Annotated in this window: 6 protein-coding genes; 3 read left to right on the forward strand and 3 right to left on the reverse strand. The window is 70.8% G+C overall.

The window, feature by feature from the left end; all coding sequences use genetic code 11:
- Positions 1-375 precede the first annotated feature (375 nt).
- The gene (locus tag ACFWP5_RS50645; RefSeq protein ID WP_384173635.1) at positions 376-927 is read right to left on the reverse strand and encodes a MarR family winged helix-turn-helix transcriptional regulator; all 552 of its coding nucleotides are present in this window, start codon (positions 925-927) and stop codon (positions 376-378) included.
- Between the two features lie 132 nt (positions 928-1,059).
- Here ACFWP5_RS50645 and ACFWP5_RS50650 point away from each other — a divergent pair, with 132 nt between their 5' ends.
- On the forward strand, positions 1,060-2,343 hold the full coding sequence (locus tag ACFWP5_RS50650) for an MFS transporter (RefSeq protein WP_384173638.1): 1,284 nt from the start codon (positions 1,060-1,062) through the stop codon (positions 2,341-2,343).
- Position 2,344: 1 nt separating this feature from the next.
- Here ACFWP5_RS50650 and ACFWP5_RS50655 read toward each other — a convergent pair whose 3' ends face one another.
- Both ACFWP5_RS50655 and ACFWP5_RS50660 read right to left on the reverse strand, forming a co-directional pair.
- Positions 2,345-4,003 carry a SpoIIE family protein phosphatase gene (locus ACFWP5_RS50655; RefSeq protein WP_384173641.1) on the reverse strand — a complete coding sequence of 553 codons (1,659 nt, stop codon included), beginning with the start codon at positions 4,001-4,003 and terminating at the stop codon, positions 2,345-2,347.
- 215 nt (positions 4,004-4,218) lie between these two features.
- Positions 4,219-5,586, reverse strand: a complete 1,368-nt coding sequence (locus ACFWP5_RS50660) for an NAD(P)/FAD-dependent oxidoreductase (RefSeq protein WP_384173644.1) — start codon at positions 5,584-5,586, stop codon at positions 4,219-4,221.
- Between the two features lie 377 nt (positions 5,587-5,963).
- Between ACFWP5_RS50660 and ACFWP5_RS50665 the strand changes: the two genes are divergently transcribed.
- Positions 5,964-6,731 (forward strand): TetR/AcrR family transcriptional regulator, encoded by a 768-nt coding sequence (locus tag ACFWP5_RS50665; protein ID WP_384173647.1) that lies wholly within the window; start codon positions 5,964-5,966, stop codon positions 6,729-6,731.
- Between the two features lie 334 nt (positions 6,732-7,065).
- Positions 7,066-8,582, forward strand: a 1,517-nt coding sequence (locus ACFWP5_RS50670; protein WP_384173650.1) for an RNA polymerase sigma factor, incomplete at its 3' end; no start/stop codon positions are given.

The raw sequence follows: 8,582 nt of genomic DNA on the forward strand, positions 1-8,582 counted from the left end.
TTTCCCTTTCCGGCGGTTCCGACTCTATCAGATCCTTTCGGGCCTGACTCCCAGTCAGAGTGGGCTGCCATCCCGGCCGTTGAGCCGTTCCGACGTCTTAAACCTTAGCCGATTCCCCCGGCGAAGTTCCAATCGAGTCCTAGTGACCTGATCGAACGCAGCCGAGCCCAAATCGAATTGAATTCGGGCACGCCGAAATCAATCCCGTTGGGAGATCGTGCGGTTGGTTTGGGTTGCCGCTGTCGCGGCGGAGGTGCTGCCGGAGAACCGTTACGGCTCGGCGGCAACCCGAAGAACTTTACGGATCGAGCGGGGGGCTGTCAAGCACCCTCTGTCAAGATCTTTTATGGCGAGACGATCCGAGACGAGTCAAGGTCAGTCGAGGTCGCTGAGACGCCCGCCGGCGTCCGGCTGGGCGTGCTCCACCCTGCGCAGCAGGCGGGTGAGGACCTCGCCGAGGGCGGTGCGCTCCTCCGGTGACAGGTCCTGGAGCAGCTCGCCCTCGAAGACCGTCGCCATCCGCATCGCCTCCAGCCACTTGCCGCGGCCCTCGGGCGTCAGCTCCACGATCACGCGGACGCGGTTGGACTCGTCCCGCTCCCTGGTGACCAGACCCTCGGCGACCATGCGGTCGATCCGGTGGGTCATCGCGGCCGGCGTGAGGCCGAGTCGCTTGGCGAGGTCGCTCGGGCCCATCCGGTAGGGGGCGCCGGAGAGGACGAGGGCCTTGAGGACCTCCCACTCGGCGTTGCTGAGGCCGAGGTTCGCGGTCTGGCGGCCGTACGCGACGTTCATGCGGCGGTTCAGGCGGCCCAGTGCCGAGACGATCTTCTCGACCTGGGGGTCGAGGTCTCTGAACTCGCGCTGGTAGGCGGCGATCTGCTCATCGAGTGTCGGTTCGCCGAGGGTGCTGGGGGTGTCGCCCATGGGCGTCAGTATGGCACGAGCCTGCTTGGCGTTGAAGTCCTTCCAGGTGTACTGTTTAGCTTCTAAGTTTAGCTTCGAAGTCTTCGGTGCTAAGAAGTGCCGAGACGGACCAACTACCTGATTGAGGTGACCGTGACCAGGGCGATGGGCGCAGCGATGCGCCGGATCCACGTGGGAAACGCACTCAGCGCGTTCGGGCTCGGCTTCACCGTCCCCTACCTGTACGTCTATGTGGCGCAGGTGCGGGGCCTTGGAGCCATGACGGCGGGTCTCGTACTCGCCGTCTTCGCCGTGGCCGCGCTGATCGTGCTGCCGTTCGCCGGGCGGGCCATCGTCCGGCGTGGCCCGCGACCGGTTCTGATCGTCGCCCTGGTCCTCGCCGCTCTCGGGTCGATGAGCCTTGGGCTGGCGGGCAGCGCGACGGCGGTGCTGCTGTCGGCGGCGGCGCTCGGGGCCGGGCAGGCCGTGATGCAGCCGGCGCTCGCCACGATGATCGTGGACTGCTCCACGGCGGACACGCGCTCGCGTGCCTTCGCGACGCAGTTCTTCCTGCAGAACCTCGGGCTCGGCGTCGGCGGTCTCATCGGCGGTCATCTGGTCGACACGACCAGCGCGTCCTCGTTCACGCTGCTCTTCGGGATCGAGTCGGCGATGTTCCTGGTGCTCGCCGGTGTGATCTCGACCGTGCGGATGCCGCACTCGCCCGCGATCGGTGACGCTCCTTCGCAGTCGGCCAAGGGCGCCTGGAAGCATCTGCTCGGCAACCGCGCCATGGTGCAGCTGAGCGTGCTCGGCTTCGTGCTGTTCTTCGCCTGCTACGGGCAGTTCGAGTCGGGGCTCAGTGCCTACGGCGTCGAGGCCGCCGGGATCTCCACGTCCGCGCTCGGGACGGCGCTGGCCGCGAACACCGCGATGATCGTCGTCGCGCAGTTCGCGGTGCTGAAGTTCGTCGAGCGGCGTCGGCGCTCGCGGGTGATCGCGGCCGTAGGGCTGATCTGGGCGCTGGCGTGGGTCACGGCCGGGTTCGCGGGGCTGGGGCACGGGAGTCAGGAGATGGCGACGGCTGCCTTCGTGTCGACGTACGCGCTGTTCGGGCTGGGTGAGGCGATGCTGTCGCCGACCGTCGCTCCGCTGGTCGCCGATCTGGCACCGGAGGGGATGGCCGGGCAGTACAACTCGGCCTTCGCGCTCGTCAAGCAGCTCGCGTTGGCTGTCGGGCCCGCGGTGGGCGGGCCGTTGGGGGCCTCGCTGCCGGGGCCGTATGTCGTGACGTTCTTCTTGTTCTCGCTGGGGATCAGTCTGCTTGCCGTGAAGTTGGGGCGGCAGTTGACCGCTGTGCAGGATCAGCCGTGGCGGGCGAAGGGGAGTCTGGTCGTCGCTCGCGGGAGTGTCGAGCCTGTGGGCGTGGAGGCGTAGGTCATACCGGGGTCGTCTTGGGGAGTACGAACTCGCACCAGACGGCCTTGCCTCCGCCCGGTGTGCGGCGGGAGCCCCAGTTGGAGGCGATTGTCGCGACGATGGCGATGCCTCGGCCGGACTCGTCGGCCGGTTCCGCTCGGCGGCGCCTGGGGAGGTGGTCGTCGCCGTCCGTGACCTCGACGATGAGGCGGCGGTCGGTGCGGCGCAGGCGGAGGCGCATGGGTGGGGTGCCGTGCTGGAGGCTGTTGGCGACCAGTTCGCTGGCGGCCAGGACGCCGAGGTCGTGCAGTTCGGTGGGGAAGCGCCAGCTGGTGAGGACTCCGGAGGCGAACGCACGCGCGCGTGGGGCCGCTTCCACTCCGCCGAGCAGCTCCAGGGCCGCGTTGCGGAAGAGGTCGCCGTCGTGGCCGGTGCGGGCCGGGTGCTGGATGACCAGGACGGCGACGTCGTCGTCGTGGTCCGCGGTGACGCCAAGCGCGCGGACCAGGCGGTCGCAGACCACCTGGGGGGTGCCGGTGGCGCCGGCCAGGGCGCGCTCCAGGGAGGCGATTCCCTCGTCGAGGTCCTCGTCCCGGCGCTCCACCAGGCCGTCCGTGTAGAGGACCGCCGTGGAACCGGGGCTGAGGGGGATCGAGCCCGAGGAGTGGATCCAGCCGCCGGTGCCGAGCGGGGGGCCGGTGGGTTCGTCGGCGCGCTGGACCGTGCCCGTCTCGTCGCGGACGAGGATCGGGAGGTGGCCGGCCGAGGCGTACACCAGGCGGCCCTCGTTCGGGTCGAAGATGGCGTACACGCACGTGGCGATCTGGTTGGCGTCGATCTCCGTGGCGAGGCCGTCCAGGAGCTGGAGGACCTCGTGCGGGGGCAGGTCGAGGCGGGCGTACGCGCGGACGGCCGTGCGGAGTTGGCCCATCACCGCCGCCGCCCGTACGCCTCGGCCCATGACGTCGCCGATGACCAGGGCGGTGCGGCCGCCGCCGAGGGTGATCACGTCGTACCAGTCGCCGCCGACCGCGGCCTCGGTGCCGCCGGGCTGGTAGGTGGCGGCGATGCGCAGGTCGTCGGGCTCCTCCAGCTCCTGGGGGAGCAGGGAGCGCTGCAGGGTTACGGCTGTCTCGCGCTGGCGGCGTTCGCTGGCGCGGAGGCGTTCGGCGGCCTCGGCGTGGTCGGTGACGTCGGTGGCGAAGATCAGGACGCCGCCCTCGGCGCTGTCGGCGCCCTCGGCCACCGGGGTGCAGGTGAACGTGTACGAGCGGCCGCCGGGCGCCTTGCGGGACTTGAGGGTGCGGGGCTTGCCGCTGCGCAGGACCTGGTCGAGGAGCGGGAGCAGGCCGAGCTCGTCCAGCTCGGGGAGTGCCTCGCGGGCCGGTGCGCCCAGGGGGCGGGTGCCGAAGGCCGCGGCGTAGGCGTCGTTGACGTACGCGATGCGCTGGTCGGGGCCGTGCACCAGGGCGACGAGGGCCGGGACGCGGTCGAGGACCTCGCGGACGGGCAGGTCGTCGACGGCGGGGACCTGTGGCGGCTCGTCGGTGAGCTGCTCGGCGCGGGCCGCGGGCACGGAACCTTCTCCCCGCCGGTCCGGGGTGACCGTGTGGTCGGTCCGCGCTGCGGCGCGGCGCTGCGTTCCGGGGAGCCGGGCGCTCCAGCGCGTGAAGTTCACGAATCCATGCCTCGTGTAGGTGTTGTCGGCCCGCTCCGGACCCTGCCGGGGGTCCGGGGGTTGGCCCCCGGGGGATGCAGCACAGTGGGGAAAGCCTCTTGGGTGAGAAGGGCGAGCGTGGGCCCGCCCGAAGTCGTGGACCAGTCTGGCAGTGTGACCGAACCGGGCCGACATTCGTCAGACGCCGGGGCGGCCGGTGGAGTTCCTCGGTCCGGTCAGTTCGACCCCTTCGGGTCGTGTGGAGGCTTTCCACCGGCCGCGAGTTCGAACTCCGCTCGGGGATGTTCGAGTGAACCGAGGGAGACGATCTCCCGTTTGAAGAGCCCCGCCAGGGTCCATTCGGCGAGCACACGGGCCTTGCGGTTGAAGGTGGGCACCCTGCTCAGGTGGTAGACGCGGTGCATGAACCAGGCAGGGTAGCCCTTCAGCTTCCGTCCGTAGACCTGCGCGACGCCTTTGTGCAGTCCCAGGGAGGCGACCGAGCCGACGTACTTGTGGGCGTACGTCTGGAGGGGCTCGCCGCGCAGGGAGTGCGCGATGTTGTCGCCGAGGATCTTGGCCTGGCGTACGGCGTGTTGGGCGTTGGGGGCGGTCTCGGTGCCGGGTTCGGACGCGGTGACGTCGGGGACTGCTGCCGCGTCTCCCGCTGCCCACGCGTGCGTGGCGCCCTCGATCGTCAGCTCGGCGGTGCACTTGAGGCGGCCGTGCGTGGTGAGGGGGAGGTCGGTGGCGGCGAGGACGGGGTGGGGTTTCACGCCGGCCGTCCACACGAGCGTGCGGGTCGGGAAGCGCTGTCCGTCGCTGAGGACGGCGACGCGGTCGACGCAGGATTCGAGGCGGGTCTCCAGGAGGACCTGGATGTTGCGGCGGCGCAGCTGGGTGATGGTGTAGGTGCCCATCTCCTCGCCGACCTCGGGGAGGATGCGGTTCGAGGCCTCCACGAGGATCCACTTCAGGTCGTCGGCGTCGACGTTGTGGTAGTAGCGCACGGCGTAGCGGGCCATGTCCTCCAGCTCGCCGAGCGCCTCGACTCCGGCGTAACCGCCTCCTACGAAGACGAAGGTCAGCGCCGCGTCGCGGATCGCGGGGTCGCGGGTGGAGGAGGCGATGTCCATCTGCTCGATGACGTGGTTGCGCAGGCCGATGGCCTCCTCGACGGTCTTGAAGCCGACGCCGTGGTCGGCGAGACCGGGGATCGGGAGGGTGCGCGAGACCGAGCCGGGGGCCAGGACGAGTTCGTCGTACGCCAACTCCTCGGCGCCTGTGCCCTCTTCCTCGGTGGCGAGAGTGCTGAGGGTCGCGGTGCGCTTGCCGTGGTCGATGGCGGTGGCCTCGCCGATGACGACCCGGCATTGGCCGAGGACGCGGCGCAGCGGGACGACGACATGGCGGGGGGAGATCGAACCGGCGGCGGCCTCGGGGAGAAACGGCTGATACGTCATGTAAGGGTCGGGACTGACGACGGTGATCTCGACCTGCCCGCGCTTGATTTCACGTTTCAACTTCTTCTGAAGGCGCAGGGCTGTGTACATCCCGACGTAGCCGCCACCGACAACGAGAATGCGCGCGCGTTCCTTCACCATCCCATGACGCACCCGGCGCTGGAGTTTGTCCACAGCCTCGACAAATTGTGTGACCGGCGACGGAGGCCGCGCGGGGCCGCCGGAATTGCCGGAGTACAGCGCGGGTGCGCAGGTCAGTGGGGGTGATCGGGGTGGTGTCGGGGGACGCAATCGGGACGTATGCGACCCGTACTCCGATCGGGGGGCGCTCCGTGCGGAACCTGCCCCTTCTGAATTGACCCCCTCTCAACTATGTTCGTGTGTCGACGGGGTGAAGGGGGATGCGCTCAGCGAGTCCGCGAAGAGCGAGGCTCGCGAACCGGGCTTGTCTCACGATGCTCCGGCTGCCGATGGCGGGGAGTCTCCGGGGGGAGACGTCATTAACCGGGGGAACGTGTATGCATATTCAGGATTCTCATTGGACATCCGCGTCAGCTGTCGCATCCGGCGGCGCGGTCGGAGCGGCGAACGGACGCGGGGACAGCTCGCGGACGACGCCGTTGCGGGTGGACGCACAGCGCAATCTGGAGCACGTGCTGCGGGCGGCGCGTGAGGTCTTCGGCGAGCTGGGATACGGCGCGCCGATGGAGGACGTGGCGCGACGCGCGCGGGTCGGTGTCGGCACGGTGTACCGGCGCTTCCCGAGCAAGGACGTCCTGGTACGCCGGATAGCCGAGGAGGAGACCTCCCGGCTGACCGACCAGGCACGTTCGGCGCTCGGCCAGGAGGACGAGCCGTGGTCGGCGCTGTCGCGCTTCCTGCGGACGTCGGTGGCCTCGGGCGCCGGGCGGCTGCTGCCGCCGCAGGTGCTGCGGGTGGGCGTCGCCGACGAGGGCGCCGAGGGCGTTCTGCTCGACGAGGCGCGGGTGCCGCAGCAGCGGACGCAGCCGGGCACGGGCGAGCTGCGGCTGGTGCCGGAGGAGTCGGCGGTGTCCCTGGGCTCCGCGGACTACGACGCCGGGGCGACGGCGCTGCTGGAGGTCGTGGGGCAGCTCGTGGACCGGGCGCGTGCGGCGGGTCAGCTGCGGGCGGACGTGTCGGTGTCGGACGTCCTGCTGGTGATCGCCACGGCGGCGCCCTCGCTGCCGGACGCGGCGCAGCAGGCGGCGGCGTCGGCGCGGCTGCTGGACATCCTGCTGGAGGGGCTGCGGTCGCGGCCTCTGTGAGTGCGACGTCATCGACTGCGCGAGAGCGGTCGTGTGAGGTCGGGTGGCTCGTTCGCGGGTGACTCGAATAGGTGACTGTGGTGCGTGGGTGCTGCGCTGCACGCGCCCCGAGTGATGCCCGGGAGAGATTCCGGGCATTTCGGTCATCGGTGCCAACTCCCGTTCGGGGGGCGACAGTTGAGCCTTCCCCGGAGGGGTGAACGCTAGTACTGCGTTGCGGGAAGTCCCCACGGATGAGTGGAAGGTCCGTACGACGGGGTCCTGAACAAAAGCCAATATGGCACGCTGACCCGGTGTTCGGGACTGGTTGGGCAGGCGGCGGGGGCTTTCCGCGATGAGCGTTGACGGGCGTGACGAGTCACTGGGTGACGGTGACCCGGAGGCCGGTGGGCTGACCTCACCACAGGTGCCGAGTCAGGGCGGGCCGGGCGGTGTCGTTCCGCCGGGCGGTGTCGTTCCGCCGGGCGGTGTCGTTCCGCCGGGCGGTGTCGTTCCGCCGGGCGGCGACCCCGACGAGGGCAGTGTTCCGCCACAGCGCGAGGGCAGTGCCCTGCCACCACGCGAGGGCAGTGTCCTGCCGCCGCCGCTGGAGATGCCGGCGGCCGACGCCTCGCTGATCGAGCGGATGCGCGGCGGTGACGACACGGCGTACGAGGAGCTGTACCGGCGCCACGCGGACGCCGTGCGCCGCTACGCCCGCACCTGCTGCCGCGACGGGCACACCGCCGACGACCTCACCGCCGAGGTCTTCGCCCGCATGCTCCAGGCGGTGCGCGGCGGCTCCGGGCCCGAGCACGCCGTACGCGCCTATCTGCTGACCTCCGTCCGGCGCGTCGCCGCGAACTGGACGAAGTCAGCGAAGCGGGAGCAACTCGTCGACGACTTCGCGGTGTTCGCCGCGCAGTCCGCGCGGGTGTCCGAGGTCTCCGACGACGACACGATCGACCTGGGCGCCGACGTCCGGGCCATGCACGTGGCCGAGCAGTCGATGGCGATGCAGGCCTTCCGGTCGCTGCCCGAGCGGTGGCAGGCCGTGCTGTGGCACACCGAGGTCGAGGACGAGTCGCCGAGCGAGGTCGCCACGCTCTTCGGGCTCGACGCCAACGGCACGCGCGTGCTGGCCAGTCGGGCCCGCGAGGGCCTCAAGCAGGCCTATCTCCAGGCCCATGTCAGCGCCACCCTCACCGACGACGAGGAGTGCGCGCGCTACGCCGACCAGCTCGGCACCTACGCCCGCCGCCGGCTGCGCACGCGTGCCGAACGGGGTCTGCGCAAGCACCTGGACGAGTGCGCCAAGTGCCGGCTGGCCGCGCTGCAGATCGAGGAGGTCGCCAGCGGTATCCCGGCGGTCGTCCCGGTCGCGGTCATCGGCTGGTTCGGCGTCGCCGGGTACGCGAAGGCGATCGCGCTCATCGCCGGCGGTGCGGGAGCGGGTGCGGCCGGTGCCGCGGGCGCCGCCGCGGCGGCGAGCGGGAGTTCGTCCGGCGGTGCGGGTGCCGGGGGCGCGGCGGCCTCCGAGGGGCTCGGCGCGCCGGTGAAGGCGGGCATCGCGGCCGGTGTGGTCGCCACGGCGGCAGCGGCGGCGATCGCCCTCGCGCTGGCCGGCAACACCCACAGCCCCGCGAAGAAACCCGAGGCGAAACCGGCACCCTCGTCCTCCCCCATCGCGAAGCCCGAGTCAACGCCCCCGACGCCTCCGAAGAAGCAACCGGCCCCGGAACCAGCGGTGTTGAAGCCCGAGCCGACGCCCACTCCGACCCCGACTCCGTCACCCACGCCCACCCCCCGGTCGGCCGACGGCACTCCGTTCACCGACGCCGGCAAGGAGGTCACCGACATCCACGAGCTGGC

This window comes from Streptomyces sp. NPDC058469, from assembly GCF_042721125.1.
Classification (GTDB): Bacteria; Actinomycetota; Actinomycetes; order Streptomycetales; family Streptomycetaceae; genus Streptomyces.